Genomic DNA, 25,786 nt, shown 5'->3' on the forward strand with positions numbered 1-25,786 from the left:
GATAGAAAATTTAGATAAGGATGAGCACATGAATAAACTAAAATGGCCTCTCATAACTTCAGCGGTCTCAAGCATCGGTATTTTTACTTACCTATTAATAAAACAGTCATTGACTATCCGTTCCATATCAGATACCTTTTTCATCGTTTCTTTATTCTTTTTAATTATCGGATTGGCCCTTTGGGTCATGTCCTCAGAATTTTTTGATAATTTCCAACGTTTTATGAAAATGCATTTTCGTTTTAAAAAGAAAAATGAACCGAAAGAATTTATCCCACTTTCAGAAATCGGTAAAGCACATCAGCTTTACTGGCTTGAAACAGGCGGTATCTTACTGATCGTCTCTATTGTTTCTTTATTATTTTACTTTTTATAGACAAAGATAGCAAGAGTGAGGAAAATAATTTCCATTGATTCTTGCTCCTTGCTTTTAAATCAAGCTTCTATCGTAACAGGAACTCGATTTCATTAAAAACAAGCCGAGATTCACGAAAATTACAAGAACAGCTGCTAAAGGAACAGTCATGCTCGCGCAAAGAGTATTCGCACGAGCAATCACATCTGTTACTTTCAGCCTCAATGTTTCTTGTCAATTTTCGTGAATCTCTTCTTATTACAATTGGAGGCAGGCATTCAGTCCTGCCTCCATTTTTTGACAAACTCAGCTCAAATGTTTTCAGACTTATTCTGAAATGTATGTCCATTTGAAATCATATTGCGCACCAGCTGGGTGGAAGCCAACATCTTTGACTTTTTCAGCACGTAGATGTGCTTCTGCTTTTTGGTAAAGCGGAATGACACCCATGTCGCCCATGATTGTTTTCTCTGCGTTGACCATGTCATCCCAACGTTTTTCAGGATCATTTGCATTGGTTGTTGCAGCAGATTTCACTAATTTATCATATTCAGGGTTGCTATAACGTCCACGGTTATATGGTACGCCTGTTTGGAATAGATCTAAGAAACTACTTGGATCTACATAGTCAGCTCCCCATCCACCGATAACAGCTTTAAAGTCTCCTTTGTTTGAACGATCCAAACGTACAGAGAATGGCACCGGACTAACAGTGACTTTCACGCCATCAAGTGCTTCTTCGATCGCACCTTGTACATATTCAACTGTTTTCTTAGATGAGTCAGCATCAGAAGATAAGATGTCCATTTCCAATGAATCGATCTTCAATTCTTTCTTCGCTTTTTCCCAATATTCTTTTGCTTTTGCTTTATCGTATTCGATCTTATCGCCTGCAGCCGCTGTAAAGTCTTCTTTTCCATCAGGATCTTTAGACATATCTGCTGGAACAAGTCCTTTAGGTTCAACTGAGCCATCACCTAAGATATTTTCTACTAATGATTTACGGTCGATTGAATAAGAAATTGCTTTTCTTAAGTTTTCGTTTCTATATGGTGAATTTTCATCGATTTGATTCAATTCCATATATTGTGTTGATGCTTCTTTTTGAATAACTAATGCTGGATCGTTAGCTGCTTGTTGTGCAAGCTCACCAGTCAAGATAACATCGTCTGCTTGACCGTCTTGGAATAAGTTATAAGAAGTTGGTGCTTCTTTTACAACATTTGTTTTCACTTCGTCTAGCTTCACAGTGTCAGCATCCCAGTAATCTTTGTTTTTCTTGTAAGACCATTCAGTATCAGTACCTGGTCCGTCAAAGTCAGCTAAAACAAATGGTCCGTTATAAACAGCATTGTCGCTATTTGCAGCGTATTCTTTACCATATTTTTCCACAATATCTTTTCTTTGCGGGAAGAATGAAGGGAATGCTAATAGATAATCAAAGTATGGTGTTGCTTTTTCTAAAGTAACTTCTAATTCGTAGTCACCTACTGCTTTGATTCCTAGCTCACCTTTGTCTTTTTTACCTGCTGCGATATCTGCTCCGTTTTTAACAGACTCGAACAAGTAAGCATATTCTGAAGCCGTTGCTGGATCAACTGTACGTTGCCATCCATAAACATAGTCTTCTGCTTTTACAGGTTGACCGTCAGACCATTTCGCATCTTCGTTCAACTTGATTTTGTAAGTAACCCCATCTTCACTGACTTCAGCTTTTTCAGCCGCACCAGCTGGTTGTGGATTATTATCTAAATCCAAACGATAAATTCCTTCATACACATTATTTAATGCTGTAAAACTGATCGTATCTGTTGCTAGTGATAAGTCAGCACTTGGCATTTCTTGTAAAACGTTCACTCGGAATACTTGCTCTCCACTTGGTTTTCCACCAGTTGATGCAGCACTGCCTGAGTCGTCTGTTTTTCCACCATTGCCGCACGCAGCAAGTGATAAACTAAATAAAGTGATGAATCCAAAAGCAAATGACTTCTTTAACTTCATTCTTATTTCCTCCCTAGAAACCCTAAAGTATTTTCTGAAAAATCAGAATTTAATAATTATTTATTGTATCTGAGGTATAGTTTACAATTTTTAAATTAAAAAATCAAGAAAAATCTTATCTTCTCCTCATATTCGCATCATCAAATTATATTTACATTAGAAGAATAATCTTAGAAATAAAATGAAAAAGCAATTGTCTTCTACTTAAATAGTGTGTTAGATTAATAGAGAGGATATATTTTTTTCAGGACTTTAAAGATCTGAAAAATGATTATCTTAAAAGTATAGGAGGAATTAGATGGAGAGTTCATCTTTTTTTAAGGAGTTATTAGTAATTCACAAACCACAAAAAGCGCCCTTCCGCCTAGTTGGGGCTGGAATTTGTATGGCGATCCCATTATTTATTGGTTATTTCTCAAATAATTTATTGATCGGCAGTTTTGGTTCTCTAGGTATCTTTACTTTTCTTTATTATCAAACATTGCCTCTCAAGGATTTAATGATTCGTTTAAGTTCTGTAGGTAGTTTTTTACTTTTAGGAAATCTACTAGGAATGCTCAGTACACATATTCCCTGGGTCATTCCAATCACGATTGCATCGATTGCTTTTTTAGCTAGGATCATTTTTAGGTTGTATGCTATTGCCAAGCCAGGGGCTTTTTTTATTGTCATGGTTACTGCAATGGGCAGCGGAACAAAAATTCCGCTTGATAGGATACCGATCATGATGAGTTACGTGTTCTTGGGCGTGATGACTTCTTTGATAATCGCAGTTATCCTTTATTTTGTTGAAGGTCCTGTTGAAGCGGAGCCTGTAGAGAAGAAGATTTCTTTACAAGAACGGTTGTACACTGATCCTGCTGCGCTTTTAGATGCCTTGCATTATGCTGCAATTTTATTTTTAGCTACTTATATCAGTCAGTCCTTACAGCTGACCAATGCATACTGGATGATCGTTTCCTGTGCAGCTGTTTTACAGGGAGATAATCTACGCGCAATCATGCATCGAAATGTTCAGCGGATTTTCGGCACGATGGTCGGTCTGTTGATCGCAGCTTTATTGTTGAGTATTGCATTTACGACATTACAATCGATTTTATTGATCTGCTTTTTCTTTTTGACTGTCGAATTTTTTATTAAACGAAACTATGCGATCGCAAACTTTTTTACAACACCGATGTCGTTACTTTTAGCTAACTTGGCTCGGCATCAATATTTGGTCAGCCTTTTGAATTATCGCTTGATCGGAATTGTTTTAGGCAGTTTACTTGGGCTTTTAGGCGCTTACGTCTTGACGACCTGCTTACGATTTTATAACCGCGCTTATCAGTTAGATGAAAATTTAGATAAAGAAACAGAATAAGTCGATTCTGAATCCTATTTCCGGAGGTTAATCTCATGAAAATAAAAAAACCAACAGCTCCGATCTTACCACAGTTAACGCAAACAGAGTTTATTTCTTTAGATGATGAAATCATTATCGAAGGTTTGCAACTAAAAGAACAAGACCTTAGTTATCAGGATCTTCGAAATTTAGTTTTTAGAGAGTGTCATTTTGATAAATTGACAATGAATCGAAATCATCTAGAACGCTTTGAATGTAGTAATGTTATTTTTGAGCATTGTGATTTTTCGAATACGGAATGGCTCGGGGCAAGTTTCCATCAAGTTCATTTCCGCCGCTGTAAATTGACTGGAACTAACTTCGCAGAGAGTTATCTCCGCGATTGTACATTTGAAGATTGCTTAGCGGACTACGCCTCATTTAGTGCAACAAATCAAAAAGTCGTTCACTTCAATCAGACTAGCTTGAACGATACGGAATTTGTCGAAGTTGTTTGGAACAATCTTTTATTTGAGGAATGTTCATTGACTGGCAGTAATTGGTTTCATACAAAACTGAAGGAACTCGATTTAAGAAAAAGTACGTTTGAAAAAATCGCATTTTCTCAAGAGTTGATCAAGGGATTAAAGGTCACAACAGAGCAGGCAGTGATCATTGCTGCTGGATTAGGATTGAGCATAGAATAAAAAATAAGTAGGCTTCTCAATCTTGAGAAGCCTACTTATTTTTTCAGGCATTTTGCACCATTTGAAAATATTCAGTCAGACCTTCGATCAATGCCTTTGCCACTTGCATTTGATAGTCATCCGTATTGAATATCTCTAAGTCATGATCTGAATTCATATAGCCTAATTCTAGTAATAAGGCTGGTTGAGTATTTTCCCGTAAGACTTGATAATTCCCATAATCGATTCCACGATTTTGTAGTGGCAGAGTTTCAGATAATGACTGATTAACGGCTTCGGCCAAATCAGCATATGCTTCATAATAATAATACGTGGTCGTCCCAGTTGCTTCATTCATGTTTTCTGAAGAATCATAATGCAAACTGATAAAGATATCCGCCTCGTTTTGTTGACTGACAGTACAAATATCAGCCAAATCCCCTGCTACGTCATCCTCTCGAGTCAAAATCACTGTACTGCCTTTTTCTTCCAGTGCCGTTTTGATCACCTCTACCGTTTCTAACGTCACTTCTTTTTCGTAGATCAAATCATTGTTACTGATCGCCCCCGTATCATCGCCGCCATGTCCCGGGTTTAAAACGATTGTCGCTCCTTCTAATGAACTAGGGATCTCTTGTTTTGTTCGGGTGATTATCTGACTAGCATTTTTAGAAACATAACCTTCATCACCATCATTTGTAATTACTTGATACCATTGATTTTCTGTTGCTACTAGTTTTAACAATTCTCCACGATTGATCTCAGCAAGTTCAGTACTTTTTGTTGAAGCTTTGCTGTATAAAATTGCTTCTTTTGAGCCCACTTTCACTATTTCTTCCAAACCTTCCTCCCCTTCTTCAAGTGACATCGCCAGAGTCTCCACTGATGTGTCTTCTACTGCTGACGGATAGCTTTTCAGTTCTTTTATCCTTTTTAAATAGCCTATTCCTAGTAATACGATGACTATTGATATGACACAGATCATTCGTTTCTTCATTTTTACTCTCCTGTCTTATATGTATGGGTTCCTTAATAAAAAGAGTAAAACTAAAAGCTTAAACTATCCTTAAATTGAAATGGGATGGTGTCGTTTCTAATTTTTTGTTTAAGATGGGTTCAAAAATTTTACTTCATAGGCTTTTTTGGTAAACTAATATAGGTTGAGAATAATTCTCAATTACTTAAAAGTATGGAAAAGCAAGGATACATATTGGTCGGACAAATTTTTGCTGGAAATCATATCGAAAATGTTTGAGCTGATGATGAACATACTAGGGGCCGAATAAAGTGTTGGTCATTTGCTGAGAATCACAACGAAAAGATTTGAGTTGATGCTGAACAGTACAAGACTTTCGCTAGAAAGTGTTGATCATTTATTTTATTTAGCTGCACAGGCTAGCTCTTCGGAAAAAAGATAAATAATGTGTGAGGCAAAAAGCACCACAAACAGTATTTCCTATTTTTCTGTCAGAGCTTGACGAGTCTGTTCCACTTTTATCGTTATCCAGCTGCATGAGCCAGTCTCTCGGAAAAAAGATAAAATATAAATGAGGCAAAAAGCACCTCAGTTGTATTTTCCTATTTTTCAGTCGAGACTGAACGGCTCATTCCACTTTTATTGTTATCTAGCTGCACAAATCAATCCTTAGGAAAATAGATAAATTGCCAGTGAGACAAAAAGTGTCTCAAAGTCAATTTCCTAATTTTTTTACAGGATTAAGCGATTTGTTCCGCTTTTATATCAAGGAGGAGATATCATGAAAAAGAATCTTATTGAACTCTGGGGCGACCTGGTTGATTTGAAAGATTTGATTTTGGCAATTGTAATTTGCAGTGTGACAACAATGGGGAGTTTCTTTTTAGCACCTGCAGGAGATACAACGAAGCAATTATTTTTTGGTTTAGGGGGAGCTGTTTTAGGGTTTGTTATCAGTACTGTTTTGATCAAACCGAAGCGAACCGTTATTGAGGAGGAAGAAAATTAATGGATGCAGGATTAATTTTTCAGATGCTTCTAGCCGTTTTAGGAGCAATTGTTTTATATACATTTATTGGGTTCGTTCCGGGAACGGACGAAACTTCTGTTTTGATGCCAGTTACTTTGGCTGTTGTTTTAGCAGGCGTAGAGCCGATAGTCGTACTGACCTTTTTCATTTCTGCGATCATCACATTGAATTTGATGAATGCGATCCCTACAGCTCTTGTCGGATTGCCTGGCGGTGTGATGTCGACACCAATGATCGAGCATGCCTTATATTTGAAAGAACGCGGGATGGCGGCAACTAGTATTAAAAAGATGGCTACAGGTTCGATCATCGGAACAGCTATCGCTATTCCAGTCAGCCTGCTTTTAGCAAATATTTTGGCGCCTTTTTCAGATTCGGTGAAAGAATATGCGCCCTTATTATTTGTATTTGGTGCGATCTTTCTATCATTGATAGGAAAAAATAAATTATTGGCTTTGATCAGCATTATCCCTTTAGGACTTTTATTTCAAGGCTTGCGTTATCTTTATTGGGGAATTGGTGCCGTACCCCAAGAGAAAAACGTCACTGTTTCTTTCTTCTTAGGGATCACGATCGGACCATTACTCGTTTCTTTATTAGGATTATTAAACAAACAAAGCCGAGAAGCATTACCGAGACATGACAAAAATGAGATTCGTTTGAATAAAGTCGATGAGCGGCAAACACTAGCCCATCCGCTTCAAACGATCACAAAAAAAGAAGCAGGAACAAGTGCTGTGGTTTCTTTACTTTCAAATTTTCTATTCTTCTTAAGTCCTGTCGGATTAACGATTTTATTTGGTGAAGCTGTAGCAAATAAGGAAAAAGACCCCGTAAAAAAAGCCAGCATGGCTATCACTTCTATGAGTGCATTGTCTCATGCAACCTATCTATCAGGGGTGATCATTCCATTGATTGCTTTAGGGATACCATTGTCTCCAGTCGCTGTGGGACCTGCCAATGCTCTATTCAATGCGCCGCCCGTTTTTACTTTAGAGCATAATATTCATCATTTACTAAGCAAAGGTGAGTTTGTTTTTGCAATTGTATTTGCCGGTGTTTTAGCTTCGATCATCACGTACTTTATTGCAATGAGATATGCTCGTCAAATGACCGCATTCGTTTTGAAAAAAATTCCTCATGAAGCAATTCTTGGCCTATTTATCGGTTTTATTTTATTGCTGGCTTACATGGATGCTGGTTTGATCAATATTTTCGGTGTTTTACTGGTAGGGATCGTTTGTGGTACTCTTAATAAGATGGGCGTCAATTATGGTGTTCAATTCATGATCTTGTATGCAGCACCTTGGATCACCACACATTTAATTTTTAAATAGAAGGATAGTTGATTGGAATGAATAGAAAGAATTTAGGTCACGGTCAAGCGACAGGCAAAATCATTTTGATGGGTGAACACGCTGTTGTATACGGTGAGCCTGCAATTGCTTTTCCTTTTGAGGAAACAGCTATTATGACTACAATAGAGGCTGAAAAGGCGATGATATTGGATTGTCAATACTTTTACGGCAATCTAGCAGAAGTGCCTGCTCGCTTAAAAAGCGTTCAGAAAGTCATCTACCAAACATTAGCCGAATTAGATCAAGAGGATACGACCTTAAAAGTAACCATCAACAGTACCATTCCTGCTGAACGAGGAATGGGCTCAAGCGCTGCAGTAGCTGTAGCGATCGTTAGAGGGTTATTCGATTATTTTAAAACCCCCTGTTCAAAGGAAACTCTGCTAAAACTAGTCGATGAAGCAGAAAAAATCGCACATGGCAATCCTAGTGGTATCGATGCAGCAGCTACTAGCGGAAGTGAACCGATCTTTTTCGTCAAAGGACAGCCGCTTGAGTTATTTCCGATGAATGTTTCCGATGCCTATTTGATCGTTGCAGATACTGGTATCAAAGGACAAACTAGAGAAGCTGTCAGCGATGTTGCTCATCTTTTTGAAGAAGATAAACAAGCAACAGCAAAACACATTACTGAACTAGGACGTTTGACTGTTCAAGCGAAACAAGCGATTTTAATGAACGATGTCCTGCTTTTAGGAACCAGCATGAATCAGGCGCATGAACACTTAAAAGCATTGACCGTAAGCAACAAACAGCTAGATCATCTAGTCGATACAGCTTTAAAAAATGACGCACTTGGTGCAAAATTAACTGGCGGCGGCCGCGGCGGCTGTTTGATTGCTTTAAGTGGATCGAAGGAACAAGCTAAAAAAATTGCAACTGCCCTGAAAAGTGCTGGGGCAAGCGCAGCATGGATTCAATCATTAGAGGTGAAAAAATAATGTATACGGGAAAAGCACGTGCCTATACTAATATTGCCCTGATCAAGTATTGGGGCAAAAAAGATGAGCAATTGATTTTACCAATGAATAATAGTTTATCGCTGACCTTAGATGCCTTTTATACAGAAACCAGTGTGGCGTTCAACGAAAACCTAACGGAAGATCAATTCTTTCTGGATGGAATGATACAAGAATCAAAACAGACAAAAAAAGTCACAGCTTTTTTAGATTTGATTCGTCAGACATATCAGGTAGAGTTATTTGCTAAAGTCGACAGTCAAAATTTTGTCCCCACCGCTGCTGGATTGGCTTCTTCTGCAAGTGGTTTAGCTGCTTTAGCAGGCGCATGTGCCCAAGCCCTGAATTTGAATCTTACTGATACAGACCTATCACGTCTAGCTCGGCGCGGCTCAGGATCGGCCTGCCGCAGTATTTTTGGCGGATTTTCAGAATGGCAAAAAGGCTCATCTGATCAAACATCCTTTGCAAGATCGATCGATGCAAATGGCTGGGAAGATGAACTTGCGATGCTTTTTGTCTTAGTGGATGATGGCGTTAAGGATATTTCCAGCCGTGATGGCATGAGACGTACCGTAGAGACCTCCAGCTTTTATTCTGGTTGGTTAGATTCGATCGATGCGGATTTAAGGACTGCTAAGCAGGCTATTGCAGAAAAGGATTTTATAAAACTGGGGGAAGTCACCGAAGCAAACGGTCTACGAATGCATGGTACGACCTTAGGAGCTGTTCCTCCGTTTACTTACTGGTCTCCTGAAAGTCTTAAAGTCATGCAGTTAGTTAGGGACATTCGGAAAAACGGCTTGCCTTGCTATTTTACAATGGATGCAGGTCCAAACGTCAAAATTTTAGTTGAAAAGAAACATCTCACAGCATTAAAACATTTTTTAGCAGAATACTTTTCTAGTGAACAATTGATCTCAGCGTACGCTGGTCCTGGAATCACACTGCTGTCTATGGAAGGATCTGAAAACTCATGATAGAAGTGTCTGCTCCCGGCAAGTTATTTATCGCTGGCGAATACGCGGTTGTTGAACCTGGACATCCGTCGATCATTGTTGCCGTCGATCAATTCGTGACTGTTACAGTACAAAAAGCAGAAAAAAACGGCAGTATTCAGTCAGCGCAATACAGCTCTTTACCTGTACGTTGGACAAGGAGAAATGAAGAGCTTGTTTTAGATATTCGGGAAAATCCCTTTCATTATGTCCTGGCCGCTATTCGTTTAACAGAAAAATATGCACAAGAACAACAAAAGAAGCTTTCCTTTTATCATTTAAAAGTCACAAGTGAACTGGATAATTCTAACGGACGGAAATATGGCTTAGGCTCCAGCGGCGCAGTCACGGTTGCGACAGTGAAGGCGTTAGGACTTTTTTATGATTTGTCTTTGTCAGAAGAAGATATCTTCAAGCTTTCTGCTCTTGCTCATTTAGCCGTTCAGGGAAATGGCTCCTGCGGTGATATCGCTGCAAGCTGTTATGGCGGCTGGATCGCTTTTTCTACTTTTGATCACCAATGGGTCAATGAAGCTCTTCAACACAAAACATTAACAGAGCTTCTTGAAACAACTTGGCCAAAACTAAGGATTCAGCCTTTGACTGTTCCTAAAAAGCTACGCTTATTGATTGGCTGGACAGGCTCACCCGCTTCTACTTCTGATTTAGTGGATCAGGTTCATCAATCAAAAGACATGCAAGAAGCAGCATACAAGGACTTCTTAGTAAAAAGTAAGGATTGTGTAGAAACGATGATCACGGGATTTGAATCGGAGGATATTTCACTGATCCAAACACAAATCCGAGAAAACCGTGCCCTACTACAAAAGTTGACATCGATCACGGGAGTGACGATCGAAACCCCTGCGCTAAAAAAATTATGTGATCTCTCTGACGCTTATGGCGGTGCAGCTAAATCTTCTGGTGCTGGCGGCGGTGACTGCGGAATCGTCGTTTTCAAACAAAAAACAGGGATTCTGCCACTGATGAGTTCTTGGGAAAAAGAAGGGATCACTCCTTTACCGCTACATGTCTATTTTTACAGAAAGAAGGGAAAAGATGAATCGAAAAGATGAACATATGTCCTTAGCTAAGGCTTTTCATAAAGAAAAAAGCAATGATTTTGACCAGCTGCGTTTCGTCCACCATTCTTTTTCAGAAATTGCTTTGGATGACATCGACATCTCGACCTCATTTCTTGATTTTTCTTTTAAACAGCCATTTTACATCAATGCAATGACGGGTGGAAGTGATCGTGCAAAAGAAATCAATCAACAAATCGGGATCATTGCAAAGGAAACAGGATTGATGACTGCTACAGGCTCTGTCAATGCTGCTCTAAAAGAACCTGATCTAGCTGATACGTATAAAATCATGCGCAAAGAAAATCCAACTGGGATCATATTTGCGAACATCGGGGCAGGATTATCTTTAGAAGAAGCAAAAAAAGCAGTCGAGCTTTTTCATGCAGATGGGTTACAAATCCATGTCAATCTTCCGCAAGAGCTAGTTATGCCGGAAGGAGACCGTGATTTTCACGGTTGGTTAGATAATATTGAAGAAATCGTTGCTCATTTATCACTACCGGTGATTGTAAAAGAAGTTGGTTTTGGAATGAGCAGTGAAACGATCGAACAATTACTAAAACGCGGCGTGCAGGCAGTCGATATCAGTGGTCAAGGCGGAACGAGCTTTACTCAGATCGAAAACGCTCGTCGAAAAAAGAGAGAATTAGGCTTTCTAGAGGATTGGGGACAATCTACAGTGCTTTCTTTACTAGAATCCCAATCATTCCAGCAAGAGATAACGGTTCTAGCTTCTGGCGGTATCCGCCAATCGTTAGATATCATCAAGGCACTCAGCTTAGGCGCCAAAAGTGTTGGTGTCGCTGGAACGATCTTGAACCACTTGATGACACATGGTTTAGATAAAACCATCGAGTTAGTCAAACAGTGGGAAAGCGAACTTCGTATGCTTTATACTCTGCTTGGAAAAGCAACGACAGCCGAACTCGCCACAACAGATCTCATTTTTTCTAACGAAATCAGTCATTGGTGTGAAAGTCGTGGTATTCCTTACCAAACATTTGCCAAGAGAAGTCGTGATTAGATTTAACTTTAAGCTTTTAAAAAAATAAAATAGCAGATCGAACATCCTCAAAGGAATTTCGATCTGCTATTTTTTTCGATCACTAGTTTCTTAAGTTGACCGTTTTTGCCTAAGACCTATTTCATGGGAAACTTTTTAAAGACTTTAAACAGATACGATCAACTATTGCTTTCTCCTGCTTTAGCTAGTCTTTTTTCATGATACCAATATGAAAAATAGATGATCATTTGACTCAATCCAAAGAACAAGATCAAGGCTAATGTTTCTGTTCCGATATTCGTGTTATTCAAACTAAGTAACTTTCTAAAGCCATCGACACTATATGTCATAGGAATATAGCGATGGATCGTTTGAAATACAGGTGAAGCTAAATAAATCGAATAGCTTCCGCCAGATGAGGAAGTTTGGAGCATCGTAATAACCAATACTAGTAAACTCCCGATCCCTGGAAACAGCTTATTAAATGACACGATAACACTGTAAAACGTTCCTGATGCAAGGAAAATGAATAACATAAATTCCTTCCAATAATTCGTATGAAGGTTTAAAATATTGAAGATAGCAAACGCTAAGAGTAAGCTTTGTCCAAATACGATCAGTAATGGATAGAAATATTGCTTACGCCAGTAACCAAAATAGCTCGTTGATTTTTTCTTGAAGATTCGCATAACGAATTGATTCAAAAAGATACTTCCAACAAAAAGCGTCAAAGATAAAATATACGGTGCCATGGCTTCTCCATTATTTTTGACTGGATAATATTCCTTATGGTTTAGTTGAATGATCTCACTGATTTGAGCTGGAACAGGTATTTTTTCTTGATTCAATTTTTGAATCATTGAACTAGATGTTTTATTATTTGCTTGTAACACAAATTTATCGATCGCACTTGAGATGATCTTCGCAGAAGAATAATTAAGTCCTTCTCCTGTCGTCAGAATGACTTCAGCAGAAGTTTGTTTCGCTGGAAATTCTGATATCTTATTCATAAACTCTTTCTCAAATTCAATCGTTGCATATACCTCTCCTTTTTTTAACTTTTCAACAGCCTCTTTATGGTCTGTTATTGTAAAATCAAAGAGTTCACTCTCTTTAAGAGCTGTATAAATGTCATTATTTTCTTGGTTATCTACTAAAGCAACAGGAAGTTTATCGATATTTCCATAAGGATCCATCATAGATTTGATAAATATAGTAGAATAGAGCATAGGAATCAATAAAATCAAAGTTAATGCTATTCCTGCAATCGTCAATTTTTTTTTCATATAATCACCTTTTCTGAAGATTCTGAACATCCACGGATATTCAGAATCTAAAGATATCTTTTATTTGCCTATTTGTCAATCACCTGAAAGGAGTTTTTTTGTGAAACTTAACAATTCATTTATTCAATCCCTCGCTATTTTAGTCATGCTGGCAGAACTACCTGAAGGGAGTGCCTTAAAATCTCAAGAGATCAGTAAACGAATGGAAGTCTCTCCAACTTATCTATTAAAGATTGCTAAAAAGCTAAAAGATGCAGGCTTGATCAATTCAAGTGCTTCTAAAAATGGCGGGTACACGATAAAAAAAGACATTCGTGAAATTAGTTTCTTAGAGGTATTTGAAGCTGTTGATGAAAATACGACATTTTTGGATAAACTTGATTTAAATCCGATCCATAATATGTTTCTGTCTGAAGCATTAGTGAAAGAAAAAGAACTAGTCGTAAAACAAATTTTGTTAGCTGCAGAAGCTGAATACAAACAAACATTAGACAAACACTTTGTTGACGAAATCGCTCCTAAAGATCACACTGGGAAAACACTGGAAATCGATTGGAAACAAATAATCTCAGCAAACTAACCTAAAACTGCTCCTTTTACTGAAAATCATTCATCAGTAAAAGAAGCAGTTTCACTTTTTTGACACACCTGAGTGCTAATACTATTCTTTTTTTTCATAAGCTGCTCGTAACGCAGCTATATCGATTTTTTTCATTTTATACAATTCCTGCATAACCCGGTATGCACGATCCGGATCAGAATTATCAAATAATTTTTCCATATCACTCGTTACAGTCTGCCAACAGACACCATATTCATCTTCCATCCAGCCACAGGGCCACTCTTTTCCCTTAGCCGTTACTGCATCCCATAAACGATCGATTTCTTCTTGGTCCTTACAATAAACGTAAAAAGATGTCGCCATAGTAAATGTAAAATCGTGATCGACTGCTCCACCATCCATTACTCGAAACGGCTGTCCATGCATCGTAAATAACGCTTGCGAAATCGTACCATCAGGATTTTTCTGAACATATTCAACATTTCCATCTCCAAAGATACTGATCCATTGATTCATTGCCTCTTCCGCTTTTCCTGACTGCTCTTTCGTAAATAGAAAAGCTGGTGCAATCGATTGAGGTCGTCCAGCTAAAACCAACTGCCATGACACGCCGTATCTGTCAGCAACCCAGCCGAACTTAGAACTGAAAGGATATTCCCCATATTCCATCAATACGTTACCTTCTTGACTTAACTTTTTCCACAACTGATCGATTTGTTCCTCTGTCTCACATTCTACATAAAAAGAAATCGCTGGCGTAAATTTAAATTCAGGACCGCCGTTCAACAAAATAAATTCTTGTCCAGCAAGGGTCAGCGATATCGTTAAAATAGACCCTTTCGGCTGATGTTCGCTATCTACATAGTAATCTGTTTGCTTGATCGCTCCTTGCTCAAACGCATCCACATAAAAATCTGCTGCTTCCTCCACTTTTCCATCGAACCATAAACACGGTGAAAATTTTGACATAGCCAATCTTCCTTTCATGAATCATCAGTGCTTTTATTCCTTTAGCTTGATTATATATGCCTCATTCATTAATTGGAAAAGGATTGCTTTTGTAAAATCATATCCCAATCCGTTCCTGCGTATTCAAAACCAAGACGGTCATACACCCTTTTGGCAGATGTGTTGCCTGATGTTACCACAAGAAAAATATGTTTATACGTCGTATCTGTGAACGATGACAACACTTGCTCCATTAATTCATACGATAGCCCCGATCCTCTACTAGCAGGATCGACTGCTAGATAAATGATCAAAGGAATCTTCCTAAATAATGAAACAATGACACTACCCGTAATTTTTCCCAAAGACAAATGGTAATAAGAATGTTCTTTTAAAATCGTCCCGTATTTTCCTTGAAAAAATTGATTTACCTCATTTTGCCATTGTTTTAAGTCTTCACCTTGATCATCGATCGTTCCTTTAAATGCGTTTAATAAATGGTCGGCCAATTTTCCTTTATCTGGTTCTCTACCTTTGACATCGTCCATTGCAATCAACTGTTTATTTTCACCTTGTGCTTCTCTACCAATTTTTTTCACCATGATTATTCTTCCATCCATGAGTACGCACCTACGTTTTCATATCTATCCTTTAAAATTATATAACGGTCGGATCACTTCTTGAACGTCCATCGTACTTGTAACATCTGCAAGTAATTGTTTCATTGGCTTGTATGCTTTTGGTGCTTCATCGATAGTTTTCTTCGATACAGAGGTCGTCCATACATTTTTCATTGCATGCTGATAACTTTCTAAGCTGATTTTAGCTTTTGCTTGTGAGCGGCTCAGCAGTCTGCCGGCACCATGCGGCCCTGATTGATTCCATTCTGGATTCCCCTTACCAATAGCTAAAATACTACCGTCTTTCATATTTAGAGGTACGATCATTTTCTCTCCTAATGTTGCTGAAGCTGCCCCTTTTCTTAACATTTTTGTGTCTAAATCAATATAATTATGAGGACAGTCAAACGATTCAATGATTGCTTTTTTCCACTTCATTCCTTTGAGAATTGTTTCAGCCATAAGCTTACGATTCAGTGCAGCGTATGCTTGAGCAATTTTCATATCATTCAAGTAGTTCGTTAAATCATTTCCTGTGACGTAAGATAATTCATATGGAATTTTTATTGCTTCACGCATAGCGATCAATTCGTCAGCTTTTTCAAGTTCACCCAGCTTGGTTGCCTGTGATGCGCTAATTTTCAATTCTTTTCGCTGTTGTGATAATTTTTGATAGCCAACTTCCTGATGATATTCAGCGATTTCTTTTCCTAGCACGCGACTGCCGCTATGGATGACTAAGTATAAGCCATCTTTTCCTTCATTGACTTCGATGAAATGGTTTCCGCCACCTAATGTTCCCAAGCTTCTTAACGCCCAACCTTTATGGATCGGCGCATGGATGTCACCTAATTCAAATTCATAATAGCTTTTATCATGAGAATTCGACCCGCTTGGAATTCTTGTACGGATGATTCGATCTAATTTGTCAAAATTGGTTTTGATCGATTTCTTTAGTTTTACAACATAGAGTCCACAGCCGATATCAACTCCTACTAAATTTGGTACTACTTTATCTTGGATCGTCATTGTTGTGCCGATCACACAGCCTGAACCACTATGTGTATCCGGCATGATTCTGATCTGACTTTCTTTGACAAACTCTTGATTACATAAAGATATGATCTGTCCAATCGTAGCATCGTCCAACATTTCTGTGTAGACCTGTGCTTCATTATATTTCCCTTTAATTGTTAACATTCTGATTCCTCGTTCTTTTATTTATTGGAATGCAAAATGCGACCGCATTCCTTAGCCTGCTTGATTACTCTTTCCTTTTCCACTCATTGGACTCACCTCCAAAAAAATAAAAAAGACGAAGCTGTACGATCATCTACGATCTACAGCTCCGTCTATAAACTTCTATACAGAAATTTTATCTACTTAAAAGAGAACACCACAAAAGGCGTGTCCAGCTTTTTTTGACTGATACTTGTCGTTTTTGATCATTCGATGATTGATTGCTGTTTTTACAAATGCTTTCATGATGTTCTCTCCTTTCTTCACTTGATTATTTAAATCGTATCATTTTAACCTTTGACTTGTCAATCTGATTTTTTGTCAAAATAACTTTCTGAAATTGATTTGCTTTTTAATTTCCTTGTATCCAACATGTCGGTAAAATCGATGTGCTTCCGTTCGTTCTATCCCTGAATTCAAACGCAGCCCTTGTGCTCCTTGCTCTTTTGCCCACTGTTCACTATGCTTCAATAATTCCTTACCGATTCCTTGATGTTGAAATGCTTCATCGACGGCTAACCCTAAAACATTCATCAAAACCGGTCCATATGTGCAGATATACTCACTTAATTGAATATAGCCAACCACCTGATCATGACTTTCTTTTACAAACAATTGATTGGTTGGTGATGAAAGTATATATGTCAATCGCTCTTCTGCTTCTTTTAAAGGATATTCATGCTGTAATGTCTGTGTATTCAATCGATTGATCGCCTGTATATCCGTTCTTTTTGCTACTCTGATCGTCATCATTTTATCCTCCTGACTTTTTGTTATTAGTATAACTGAATAAAAAAAAGAAGGATAACTTTTTCAAGTCATCCTTCCATTTTTTAATTATCCATTATATGCATCAATGATGATTTGTTTTAATTCACTGATCAATGGTTCTTTTGGATTAGCAGTCGTACATTGATCTTCGTATGCTAATTCAGCCATGTGGTCGACAGTAGAATCAAGGATTTCTTGTGTTACACCTTGTGCTTTAAGGTTCATGTCGATTCCAACTGCTACACCTAAATCGTACACTGCTTTAGCTAATGCATCAACTAATTCAGCAGTATTTTTACCTTTAAGACCTAAGAACTTCGCGATATCAGCGTAGTCTGTGTCTGCGCGGAAGTAGTCATATTTAGGGAACATTGCATGTTTTGAAGGATCTTTGGCATTGTAACGGATGATATGCGGTAACAAAATCGCATTTGTACGTCCGTGAGGAATACCATATTCTCCACCAATTTTATGTGCTACAGAGTGACAAATTCCCAAGAATGCATTGGCAAATGCCATACCAGCCATTGTAGAAGCGTTATGCATTTTTTCACGAGATTCCGCATCTGGGCGTTTCACAGAATTTTCTAAGTGATCGAAAACTAATTTGATCGCTTGTAAGCTTAATCCGCGAGTATAATCAGAAGCCATAACAGAAACATAAGATTCGATCGCATGTGTCAATACATCCATACCAGTATCCGCTGTAACAGAAGCTGGAACTGACATAACAAATTGAGGATCAACGATCGCTACATCTGGTGTCAATGCATAATCAGCTAATGGGTATTTCACATGTGTTTCGCTATCTGTGATAACCGCAAATGGTGTTACTTCTGAACCTGTACCTGATGTTGTTGGAATACATACAAACTGTGTTTTAACTGGTTTGTCGATTTTGTACGTACGTTTACGGATATCCAAGAATTTTTGTTTTGCTCCAAAGAATTCTGTATCTGGGTGCTCATAGAACATCCACATTCCTTTAGCTGCATCCATTGCAGATCCGCCACCCAAAGCAATAATCGTATCAGGCTCAAAATCAACCATCACTTTTGTTCCAGCGTAAACTGTATTTGTTGATGGGTTTGGTTCTACAGCTGAGAAAACTTCGATTTGAACATCATTTTTACGTTTTTGTAATTCTTTACGAACTGTATCAGCATAACCGAATTGAACCATACCTGGGTCACAAACGATCATAACACGTTCAACATTTTCCATTTTTTGTAGGTATTGTAATGAATTTTTTTCAAAGAAAATTTTTGGTGGTAATTTAAACCATTGCATATTATTTCTCCGTTTCGCTACAGTTTTGACGTTGATCAAGTTGACAGCAGATACGTTTTTAGAGACAGAGTTTTTACCATATGAACCGCAACCTAATGTCAATGATGGAATCATTTCGTTGTAGATATTTCCGATTCCGCCTTCGGCAGATGGAGAGTTTACCAAGATACGGCAAGCCTTCATGCGTAAACCGAATTTCACTTGTAAGTCTTCGTCTTCTGTATGGATCACAGCAGTATGTCCTAGGCCGCCTAATTCAAGCATTGCTTCACATAGGTCAAAGGCATGGTCTGTATTTTTCGCTTTCATCATTGCAAGAACTGGTGATAATTTTTCACGAGAAAGTGGGTATTCAGCACCTGCTCCTTCGATTTCTGCAACTAAGATTTTTGTTCCTTTTGGTACTTTGATCCCTGCTAGATCAGCGATGTGCTCAGCAGAGTAACCAACGATTGCAGGATTAACTGCATATTTACCTTCGTTCATTACTGCATCTTCAAGTTTTTGTAATTCATTTGGTTTTACGAAGTACACTTGATGTGCTTCAAATTCAGCTTTAACAGCTGCATAAATTTCTTTATCTACGATCACAGCTTGCTCAGAAGCACAAATCATCCCATTATCGAATGATTTTGAAACGATCAAATCGTTTACTGCACGTTTGATTTTAGCTGATTTTTCAATATAAGAAGGAACATTACCAGGACCTACTCCTAATGCTGGTTTACCAGTTGAGTAAGCTGATTTCACCATACCTGCACCACCAGTGGCTAAAACGATGGCGATTCCTGGATGGTTCATCAAACCAGAAGTTGCTTCTAGTGATGGTTGTTCGATCCATTGTACACAGTTTTCAGGAGCACCTGCTTTGATTGCCGCATCACGAACGATGCGTGCTGCTTCAGCAGAACATTTTTGAGCGCTTGGATGGAATGCAAAAACGATAGGATTACGTGTCTTAAGTGCGATCAAGGCTTTAAAAATTGTTGTTGATGTTGGATTTGTTGTTGGTGTTACCCCGCAAACCACACCGACAGGCTCAGCAATTTCAATCAAACCAGTTTGGTCATCTTTATTGATCACACCAACTGTTTTATCATGCTTGATGCTGTTCCAGATATATTCAGAGGCATACATGTTTTTGATTGCTTTGTCTTCATAAATTCCGCGGCCAGTTTCTTCAACAGCCATTTTTGCTAAAGGCATGTGTTGATCTAAAGCAGCCATTGCCATTTGATGCACAATATGGTCAACTTTTGCTTGATCAAAATCTTCCATTTCTTTTAAAGCAACATTTGCTTTTTTCGCTAGCTCATCGATCATCACTGCTACATCAGTTGTTTGAGTCTCTTCTTTCTTGGTTGTTTTAGCCATTTTAAAATCCTCCTGAAAATTGAATCATGTATTTTTGTTTGTTAATCATTTCACATACACATCATACAACAATATTTTTTTCTTGTAAATAGTTTTTTGTGATTTTTTTCACATTTGCGCAAGTTTTTATCCACTCGATTGCAAGTAAGCGTTCTCTTTTAAAAAAATAAAAAACCTATTCTATTTCTAGAATAAGTCTTTTAAATCCTGCCAATCATTGATCGTCATTTTGCTTGTTTGTGCAATCAGCTGTTGATAATCAAAAAATTCATTTGGCTTAATATGTAAAATATCTTCTCGGCACGCTTGAATCGATGCTGGTGCACTCTTTTTCCAACGATAAGAAACAAGATAGTGCATCAATTCTTTTTCGTCAACGGAAGAATAGCCAAGCTCTCGAAAAGACTGACACGTTGTTTTCAATTCTTTTTTCACCAAAAAACGCTGGCGCCAAGATAACTTTTCGATGACGCATCCCTTCTTTCTAAAGAATCAACTATGTAATATACCGAACAACACGATGGTCATTCTACTTAGAAAGAAAAAATTCCAGCAAGCTGGAATTATTCTTTCGTGTCATCGTTGTCAGAAGTTTCTATTGTTGTTGGTTCTTCAACAACTGTTTCTTCTTTTGCTTCGACTACTGTAACATCACTATCGTTGACTACAGTCGTACCCGGTTTTACAGTTTTGATCGCCGCGCGATCAAATTCTAGTACGATTCCTTCGCAATCGATCAATACTGTTCTTTTTTCACTGTCAAATTCAGAAATCACACCGTGTAAGCCACCGATCGTAACCACTTCATCGCCCACTTTCATTGCATCTAAAAGTGTTTGACGCTCATTCTGTTGTTTCTTCTGGGAACGTGTCATGAAAAACATCATTCCTCCTAAAAGAATTAATGGTAAAATAAACGAAAGTCCTCCGCCCATTCTTATTCACCTCTCTATCATATAATCACTAGTTTACTGTAACAAAACTTCCTTTACAACACCAGTCTTTTGATCAAATTATTAGAAACTTTTCGCATTCTCTTTGTTGAATCCATATTCCTCAAAAAAGGCTTCACGAAATTCTAGTAAATTATCATCCATAATCGCTTGACGCACTTGTTTCATCACATTCAATAAGAAGTATAGATTGTGATACGACGTCAAACGAATACCGAAGGTTTCATCTGCTTTGATCAAATGACGAATATATGCACGCGTATAATTTTTACATGTATAGCAATCGCATTTTTCATCCAACGGGCGGAAATCTCTGGCATACTGCGCATTTTTAACGACTAAACGGCCTTTCGAGGTCATACATGTACCATTTCTAGCAATCCGAGTCGGTAAAACACAGTCAAACATATCGATCCCGCGAATCACGCCATCGATCAATGAGTCTGCTGTTCCTACACCCATCAAATATCTTGGCTTATTATCAGGGATCAAAGGAGTTGTGAAATCAAGCACTCGATTCATCTCTGCTTTCGGTTCACCAACAGATAGTCCGCCGATCGAATATCCTGGAAAGTCCATACTGATCAGGTCCTTCGCACTTTGACGACGTAAATCTTCAAAACCGGCCCCTTGAATGATCCCAAATAAACCTTGACGGTCTGGATGTGCATGAGCTTTCAAGCCGCGTTCTGCCCAGCGTGATGTCCGTTCGATCGATTTTTTCACATAATCATAGCTTTCATCAAACGGTGGACATTCATCAAAGCTCATCATGATATCTGAGCCTAAGTTGTTTTGAATGTTGATTGCTTTTTCTGGTGAAAGGAACAATTTTGAACCATTTAAATGGTGTCTAAAATGAACCCCTTCTTCAGTGATTTTACGCATATCACTCAACGAGAATACTTGAAAACCACCTGAATCGGTCAAAATCGGTTGATCCCAATTCATAAATTTATGTAAGCCGCCAGCTTCTGCGATCAAGTCATCACCTGGACGAAGCCATAAATGATAGGTGTTGCTTAAGATCACACCTGCACTCATTTCTTTTAAATCTTCTGGTGACATTGTTTTTACTGTCGCTAACGTTCCTACTGGCATAAACATCGGTGTTGGAAACGTTCCATGCGGCGTAATCAATTCGCCTAAACGAGCACCTGTATGTTTTTCTTTTTTTATTAAACGATAACGAATGGCTGGTTCCGTCATTCATTTCCCTACTTTCTTTTGTGGATTCACACTTTCTTCATCATACTTTTTTTTTAATGGCTTTGCAAGGTTTTACAGGCTTTCTTTAGCATATCCTTAGATAATCAAAAAGAGCTTTCGTCATCTCTTAACCTGTGATGACGAAAGCTCTTTTTGAATGAACGACGGAGACAAAAATAGCATACATTTCTATTTAGTACTCATCGCTGCTTCCAACTTGATCATAGCATCTTTCACTACCTCTGGAGTAATTGTTTCCTTCATATAATGAATCGTTTCATGCGGCTCAGCAGCACGTTCAGCTACACGTTGGTATTCTTCCTCCGTTAAAACCATATTCATCTCTTTTAATGAAATCGGCAATTGTAACTCACGGTAAAATGGAATCAATGTTTCGATTTCAGTCCATTTATCCTCGATCACTAGCTGAACAAACACGCCATAAGCAACCTTGTTCCCGTGTAATTGTTGGTGGCTTTCTGGTAAAATCGTCAACGCATCATGAATCGAATGTGCACCTGCCGTTCGACCATAATCATCACCAAAGCCGCCAACCATTCCACCTAATAAAATATTGGTTTCCACAACGTTTAAAAAGGCTTGATTGATTTCTTGCTTTTGCATCGCCTCAAGAGCAGCCTGACTATCCGTCAACAACACTTCCCGACATTTTTGAGCGGCAAAAGCTGCCACCTGTATCTCTATCGATTGGACAGATAGCTGCGAGATCATCGCATCTGCTTCATACCATTTAGCCACTGTATCACCAATTCCTGCGATCATCAATTCGACAGGCGAATTCAGAATGACTTTTGGTTCGATCAAAACCAGCGCATTACTTTTAGCAAATACATCATAGCGAACCATTGAACCTTCTTTATCATAGATAACACTCAAGGGGGTATACGCTGCGCAGGTCGCAGCCAGCGTTGGTAAAATCAACACAGGAACTTCACATTGGTTCGCTACTGCTTTACCCAAATCTGCAATTTTCCCGCCCCCGACAGCAATAATTCCTTCTAAATCATGTTGCTCAAACTGTTTTTTTAAGTCATTTGTTTTTTCATCTGTACATTCCCCACCATAATATACAAAAAATGCATCTATATTCATTAGTTCTGGGAAATACACTTTGGCAGCTTCCCATGAATCCTTGCCATGCAACACCATCACACGTTTAATATTTCTTCTATTTAAATGCGCCTCTAAGTCATCCCACGCACCGATCCGACATTCATATTCTTGCGGTGCTCCTCTTACTATCAACGATTGATTCATTCTTTCCGACCTTCCATTTTTCTTGATTTTTTATGCAAAAGTGAATTTTTATAAATTCTTTGGTTAAATCCACTTTTCCTTTCCCTTAATCTATGATATGATAAATCACATCCGAAAACAATAAATTTTTATACATTTATTTGATTTTTTCAGTATATTTATCAGAAATCAATCGAAGTATTGCTTACTTCCACTAATCTACTATAAAGGAGACAAAAAAATGAAACTACCAAAAAAAGTTTTAGCACTCATTATGCCAGTATTACTGGTACTCTTAACCTTTCTTCCTGCAACTACTAGTTTTGCTCAAGAGGAAGATCCTGTCTACGACAGCATTATGAAACGAGGCGAACTGATTGTCGGGCTATCTGCTGACTATGCACCGTATGAATTCCATGCAGACGTTGATGGCAAAGACCAGATCGTAGGGTTCGATATTTCCATCGCTCAAAAAATCGCTGATGATCTAGGGGTAAAATTAAAAATCGAAGAATTAGGTTTTGATGCTTTATTAGGTGCCTTGAAAACTGGAAAAATCGATTTGATCATTTCAGGTATGGCGCCAACACCCGAACGTCTAAAAGAAGTTAACTTCTCTCATCCTTACATGACTGTCCAGCAAAAAGTGGTTGTCAGAAAAGATGATAAGGATAGATTTCAATCGACAAATGATTTTGACGGTGTGAAAGTCGGCGTTCAAAAACAAACGACGCAAGAAGAACTAGCAAAAACCGAATTAATTGGTTCTGTGCCGACTTCTTTACAAAAGGTTCCTGATATCATCATGAACTTAAAGAATAAAAAAGTAGAGGCCGCTGTGTTAGAAGGCCCTGTAGCAGAAGCCTATGTGGATCGAGATACTAATTTAACTTTTGCAGATGTCACATTCGAACAAGGAGAAAAAGACGCAGCTGTCGCTATTCCAAAAAATGCACCAGTTTTAGAACAAAAAGTCAACGCTTCGATCCAAACGATCAATGACAATAACTTATTGGAAGGCTATAAAAAAGAAGCCGGAAAATTGATGTTTACAGATGATGAGAGTTTCCTTGGAAAATATGGTAAATTTTACATTAGCGGCGCTGGCTACACGATTTTCCTAGCCTTTATGGGTGTGTTATTCGGTGCGATCTTGGGTGGCTTGCTTGCACTAATGAAATTGTCTAAATCAAAAATTCTGCGCGGTATTGCAATTGCATATATCGAATATGTCCGTGGTACTCCTTTATTAGTACAAATTTTTATCGTTTACTTTGGTACTGGTGTATTAGGGCTGGACTTATCGAAAATCGCAGCTGGTTGTATTGCCTTAGCCCTAAATAGTGGTGCCTATGTCGCTGAAATCGTTCGTGCAGGAATCAATGCCGTAAACAAAGGGCAGTTAGAAGCCGCTCGTTCTCTTGGTATGAATCAGCCACAGGCCATGCGTTATATCATATTACCTCAAGCAATCAAAAATATCTTACCAGCACTTGGAAATGAATTTGTAACAGTTATCAAAGAATCTTCCGTTGTTTCAGTTATCGGTGTTTCTGAATTGATCTTCCAAGCCGGAAATGTACAAGGAGCCAGCTTCAAACCATTCTTGCCATATCTTGTTGTATCATTGATTTACTTTGTGTTGACCTTTACTATTTCCCGCCTATTAGGTGTTGCTGAAAGGAGAATGAGTACTAGTGATTAATATTAAAAATTTACACAAAACCTTTGGAAAAAATGAAGTCTTAAAGGGCATCGACTTAGATGTCAAAGCTGGAGAAGTGGTCGTGATCATCGGCCCATCTGGTAGCGGAAAAAGTACATTTCTTCGCTGTTTGAATTTACTGGAACAACCAACAGACGGTGTGATCGAATTTGAAGGAAAAAACTTACTGGATAAAGATACTGATATTGATGCTTTGCGTCAAAAAATGGGCATGGTTTTTCAAAACTTCAATCTTTTCCCGCATAAAACTGTATTGGACAATCTAACGATCAGTCCGATCAAAGTCAAAAAAGAATCGCCTACAGCGGCAAAAGAAAAAGCCTTAGCCCTATTAGAGCAGGTCGGCTTAAAAGATAAAAGCAGCAGTTATCCATCAAGTCTATCTGGTGGCCAACAGCAGCGTGTAGCGATCGCCCGAGCTTTAGCGATGAACCCGGATGTAATGTTGTTCGATGAGCCTACATCTGCACTTGATCCAGAAATGGTTGGCGAAGTTTTATCTGTAATGAAAGCCTTAGCCGTCGAAGGAATGACTATGGTCGTTGTGACACACGAAATGGGCTTTGCCCGGGAAGTAGCAGATCGTGTGATTTTTATGGATGCTGGGATCGTTCAAGAAGAAGGAACTCCGGAAGAAATATTCGGACAACCAAAAAATCCAAGAACACAAGACTTTTTAAGAAAAGTACTATAATAGCGCAGAGGGCTGAGTAAATGATCATTCATTTGCTTTGCCCTCTTTAACAATTAGCAAATTAGGAATAAAATAAATAAAG

The 25,786-nt window shown here is 38.3% G+C and carries 24 protein-coding genes; 12 read left to right on the top strand and 12 right to left on the bottom strand.

Annotated elements, in window-relative coordinates; all coding sequences use genetic code 11:
* The first annotated feature begins 28 nt into the window (after positions 1–28).
* On the top strand, positions 29–376 hold the full coding sequence (locus A5889_RS06345) for a DUF3899 domain-containing protein (protein WP_087640924.1): 348 nt from the start codon (positions 29–31) through the stop codon (positions 374–376).
* 306 nt (positions 377–682) lie between these two features.
* Here A5889_RS06345 and A5889_RS06350 read toward each other — a convergent pair whose 3' ends face one another.
* Positions 683–2,356 carry a peptide ABC transporter substrate-binding protein gene (locus A5889_RS06350; RefSeq protein WP_087640923.1) on the bottom strand — a complete coding sequence of 558 codons (1,674 nt, stop codon included), beginning with the start codon at positions 2,354–2,356 and terminating at the stop codon, positions 683–685.
* 298 nt (positions 2,357–2,654) lie between these two features.
* Here A5889_RS06350 and A5889_RS06355 point away from each other — a divergent pair, with 298 nt between their 5' ends.
* Complete coding sequence (locus tag A5889_RS06355) at positions 2,655–3,719, top strand: FUSC family protein (RefSeq protein WP_087640922.1); 1,065 nt, start codon at positions 2,655–2,657, stop codon at positions 3,717–3,719.
* A gap of 35 nt (positions 3,720–3,754) precedes the next feature.
* Positions 3,755–4,387: a pentapeptide repeat-containing protein gene (locus tag A5889_RS06360; RefSeq protein ID WP_087640921.1), complete on the top strand. Its 633-nt coding sequence runs from the start codon at positions 3,755–3,757 to the stop codon at positions 4,385–4,387.
* Positions 4,388–4,430: 43 nt separating this feature from the next.
* On the opposite strand, the gene A5889_RS06365 is transcribed toward A5889_RS06360, so the two are convergent.
* Entirely contained in the window at positions 4,431–5,363 is a 933-nt protein-coding gene (locus A5889_RS06365) for an N-acetylmuramoyl-L-alanine amidase (RefSeq protein WP_087640920.1), read from the bottom strand.
* Between the two features lie 760 nt (positions 5,364–6,123).
* On the opposite strand from A5889_RS06365, the gene A5889_RS06370 reads away from it, so the two are divergent.
* Genes A5889_RS06370 through fni form a run of 6 tightly spaced genes read left to right on the top strand, consistent with a single transcriptional unit; the run spans position 6,124 to position 11,796 of the window.
* Entirely contained in the window at positions 6,124–6,351 is a 228-nt protein-coding gene (locus A5889_RS06370) for a hypothetical protein (RefSeq protein ID WP_087640919.1), read from the top strand.
* Positions 6,351–7,709 carry a tripartite tricarboxylate transporter permease gene (locus A5889_RS06375; RefSeq protein WP_087640918.1) on the top strand — a complete coding sequence of 453 codons (1,359 nt, stop codon included), beginning with the start codon at positions 6,351–6,353 and terminating at the stop codon, positions 7,707–7,709. Before A5889_RS06370 ends, A5889_RS06375 begins: the two co-directional genes overlap by 1 nt.
* Before the next feature lie 17 nt (positions 7,710–7,726).
* Positions 7,727–8,671, top strand: a complete 945-nt coding sequence (mvk, locus tag A5889_RS06380; RefSeq protein WP_087640917.1) for a mevalonate kinase — start codon at positions 7,727–7,729, stop codon at positions 8,669–8,671.
* On the top strand, positions 8,671–9,669 hold the full coding sequence (gene mvaD / locus A5889_RS06385; RefSeq protein WP_087640916.1) for a diphosphomevalonate decarboxylase: 999 nt from the start codon (positions 8,671–8,673) through the stop codon (positions 9,667–9,669). The genes mvk and mvaD overlap by 1 nt, the downstream gene beginning before the upstream one ends.
* Positions 9,666–10,763: a phosphomevalonate kinase gene (locus A5889_RS06390; protein ID WP_087640915.1), complete on the top strand. Its 1,098-nt coding sequence runs from the start codon at positions 9,666–9,668 to the stop codon at positions 10,761–10,763. The genes mvaD and A5889_RS06390 overlap by 4 nt, the downstream gene beginning before the upstream one ends.
* Positions 10,747–11,796 (top strand): type 2 isopentenyl-diphosphate Delta-isomerase, encoded by a 1,050-nt coding sequence (fni, locus tag A5889_RS06395; protein ID WP_087640914.1) that lies wholly within the window; start codon positions 10,747–10,749, stop codon positions 11,794–11,796. The genes A5889_RS06390 and fni overlap by 17 nt, the downstream gene beginning before the upstream one ends.
* A gap of 158 nt (positions 11,797–11,954) precedes the next feature.
* On the opposite strand, the gene A5889_RS06400 is transcribed toward fni, so the two are convergent.
* On the bottom strand, positions 11,955–13,061 hold the full coding sequence (locus tag A5889_RS06400; RefSeq protein WP_176372830.1) for a YhgE/Pip domain-containing protein: 1,107 nt from the start codon (positions 13,059–13,061) through the stop codon (positions 11,955–11,957).
* Positions 13,062–13,161: 100 nt separating this feature from the next.
* Here A5889_RS06400 and A5889_RS06405 point away from each other — a divergent pair, with 100 nt between their 5' ends.
* Positions 13,162–13,641 carry an RrF2 family transcriptional regulator gene (locus tag A5889_RS06405; protein WP_176372829.1) on the top strand — a complete coding sequence of 160 codons (480 nt, stop codon included), beginning with the start codon at positions 13,162–13,164 and terminating at the stop codon, positions 13,639–13,641.
* 81 nt (positions 13,642–13,722) lie between these two features.
* Here the strand turns inward: A5889_RS06405 and A5889_RS06410 are convergent, their stop codons facing one another.
* From A5889_RS06410 to A5889_RS06450, 9 genes are all read right to left on the bottom strand, one after another.
* Positions 13,723–14,592 (bottom strand): VOC family protein, encoded by an 870-nt coding sequence (locus A5889_RS06410; protein WP_087640912.1) that lies wholly within the window; start codon positions 14,590–14,592, stop codon positions 13,723–13,725.
* 68 nt (positions 14,593–14,660) lie between these two features.
* Positions 14,661–15,191 carry a GNAT family N-acetyltransferase gene (locus A5889_RS06415; RefSeq protein ID WP_087640911.1) on the bottom strand — a complete coding sequence of 177 codons (531 nt, stop codon included), beginning with the start codon at positions 15,189–15,191 and terminating at the stop codon, positions 14,661–14,663.
* Between the two features lie 24 nt (positions 15,192–15,215).
* Positions 15,216–16,391 carry an RtcB family protein gene (locus A5889_RS06420; RefSeq protein ID WP_087640910.1) on the bottom strand — a complete coding sequence of 392 codons (1,176 nt, stop codon included), beginning with the start codon at positions 16,389–16,391 and terminating at the stop codon, positions 15,216–15,218.
* Between the two features lie 360 nt (positions 16,392–16,751).
* Positions 16,752–17,180 (bottom strand): GNAT family N-acetyltransferase, encoded by a 429-nt coding sequence (locus tag A5889_RS06425; protein ID WP_087640909.1) that lies wholly within the window; start codon positions 17,178–17,180, stop codon positions 16,752–16,754.
* Between the two features lie 87 nt (positions 17,181–17,267).
* Positions 17,268–19,865 (bottom strand): bifunctional acetaldehyde-CoA/alcohol dehydrogenase, encoded by a 2,598-nt coding sequence (adhE, locus tag A5889_RS06430; protein WP_087640908.1) that lies wholly within the window; start codon positions 19,863–19,865, stop codon positions 17,268–17,270.
* A gap of 186 nt (positions 19,866–20,051) precedes the next feature.
* A complete protein-coding gene (locus A5889_RS06435; RefSeq protein WP_087640907.1) occupies positions 20,052–20,333 on the bottom strand; it encodes a post-transcriptional regulator in 282 nt (93 codons plus the stop codon).
* Positions 20,334–20,428: 95 nt separating this feature from the next.
* Positions 20,429–20,800, bottom strand: a complete 372-nt coding sequence (gene yajC / locus A5889_RS06440; protein WP_087640906.1) for a preprotein translocase subunit YajC — start codon at positions 20,798–20,800, stop codon at positions 20,429–20,431.
* Between the two features lie 81 nt (positions 20,801–20,881).
* Positions 20,882–22,027, bottom strand: coding sequence for a tRNA guanosine(34) transglycosylase Tgt (tgt, locus tag A5889_RS06445; RefSeq protein ID WP_087640905.1), 1,146 nt, complete (start codon positions 22,025–22,027; stop codon positions 20,882–20,884).
* A 189-nt stretch (positions 22,028–22,216) separates the two neighbouring features.
* Positions 22,217–23,305 carry an iron-containing alcohol dehydrogenase family protein gene (locus A5889_RS06450; protein ID WP_087640904.1) on the bottom strand — a complete coding sequence of 363 codons (1,089 nt, stop codon included), beginning with the start codon at positions 23,303–23,305 and terminating at the stop codon, positions 22,217–22,219.
* A gap of 220 nt (positions 23,306–23,525) precedes the next feature.
* Here A5889_RS06450 and A5889_RS06455 point away from each other — a divergent pair, with 220 nt between their 5' ends.
* Both A5889_RS06455 and A5889_RS06460 read left to right on the top strand, forming a co-directional pair.
* A complete protein-coding gene (locus tag A5889_RS06455; RefSeq protein ID WP_087640903.1) occupies positions 23,526–24,989 on the top strand; it encodes an ABC transporter substrate-binding protein/permease in 1,464 nt (487 codons plus the stop codon).
* A complete protein-coding gene (locus A5889_RS06460; RefSeq protein WP_087640902.1) occupies positions 24,982–25,704 on the top strand; it encodes an amino acid ABC transporter ATP-binding protein in 723 nt (240 codons plus the stop codon). The genes A5889_RS06455 and A5889_RS06460 overlap by 8 nt, the downstream gene beginning before the upstream one ends.
* Positions 25,705–25,786 lie beyond the last annotated feature (82 nt).

The organism is Enterococcus sp. 9D6_DIV0238 (assembly GCF_002174455.2).
In the GTDB taxonomy this organism is placed as follows: Bacteria; Bacillota; Bacilli; order Lactobacillales; family Enterococcaceae; genus Enterococcus_L; species Enterococcus_L dunnyi.

Coding starts and splice junctions, on each gene's coding strand:
- A5889_RS06345 (WP_087640924.1), top strand. CDS start 29: ATGAATAAACTAAAATGGCCTCTCATAACTTCAGCGGTCTCAAGCATC.
- A5889_RS06350 (WP_087640923.1), bottom strand. CDS start 2,356: ATGAAGTTAAAGAAGTCATTTGCTTTTGGATTCATCACTTTATTTAGT.
- A5889_RS06355 (WP_087640922.1), top strand. CDS start 2,655: ATGGAGAGTTCATCTTTTTTTAAGGAGTTATTAGTAATTCACAAACCA.
- A5889_RS06360 (WP_087640921.1), top strand. CDS start 3,755: ATGAAAATAAAAAAACCAACAGCTCCGATCTTACCACAGTTAACGCAA.
- A5889_RS06365 (WP_087640920.1), bottom strand. CDS start 5,363: ATGAAGAAACGAATGATCTGTGTCATATCAATAGTCATCGTATTACTA.
- A5889_RS06370 (WP_087640919.1), top strand. CDS start 6,124: ATGAAAAAGAATCTTATTGAACTCTGGGGCGACCTGGTTGATTTGAAA.
- A5889_RS06375 (WP_087640918.1), top strand. CDS start 6,351: ATGGATGCAGGATTAATTTTTCAGATGCTTCTAGCCGTTTTAGGAGCA.
- mvk (WP_087640917.1), top strand. CDS start 7,727: ATGAATAGAAAGAATTTAGGTCACGGTCAAGCGACAGGCAAAATCATT.
- mvaD (WP_087640916.1), top strand. CDS start 8,671: ATGTATACGGGAAAAGCACGTGCCTATACTAATATTGCCCTGATCAAG.
- A5889_RS06390 (WP_087640915.1), top strand. CDS start 9,666: ATGATAGAAGTGTCTGCTCCCGGCAAGTTATTTATCGCTGGCGAATAC.
- fni (WP_087640914.1), top strand. CDS start 10,747: ATGAATCGAAAAGATGAACATATGTCCTTAGCTAAGGCTTTTCATAAA.
- A5889_RS06400 (WP_176372830.1), bottom strand. CDS start 13,061: ATGAAAAAAAAATTGACGATTGCAGGAATAGCATTAACTTTGATTTTA.
- A5889_RS06410 (WP_087640912.1), bottom strand. CDS start 14,592: ATGTCAAAATTTTCACCGTGTTTATGGTTCGATGGAAAAGTGGAGGAA.
- A5889_RS06415 (WP_087640911.1), bottom strand. CDS start 15,191: ATGGATGGAAGAATAATCATGGTGAAAAAAATTGGTAGAGAAGCACAA.
- A5889_RS06420 (WP_087640910.1), bottom strand. CDS start 16,391: ATGTTAACAATTAAAGGGAAATATAATGAAGCACAGGTCTACACAGAA.
- A5889_RS06425 (WP_087640909.1), bottom strand. CDS start 17,180: ATGACGATCAGAGTAGCAAAAAGAACGGATATACAGGCGATCAATCGA.
- adhE (WP_087640908.1), bottom strand. CDS start 19,865: ATGGCTAAAACAACCAAGAAAGAAGAGACTCAAACAACTGATGTAGCA.
- yajC (WP_087640906.1), bottom strand. CDS start 20,800: ATGGGCGGAGGACTTTCGTTTATTTTACCATTAATTCTTTTAGGAGGA.
- tgt (WP_087640905.1), bottom strand. CDS start 22,027: ATGACGGAACCAGCCATTCGTTATCGTTTAATAAAAAAAGAAAAACAT.
- A5889_RS06450 (WP_087640904.1), bottom strand. CDS start 23,305: ATGAATCAATCGTTGATAGTAAGAGGAGCACCGCAAGAATATGAATGT.
- A5889_RS06455 (WP_087640903.1), top strand. CDS start 23,526: ATGAAACTACCAAAAAAAGTTTTAGCACTCATTATGCCAGTATTACTG.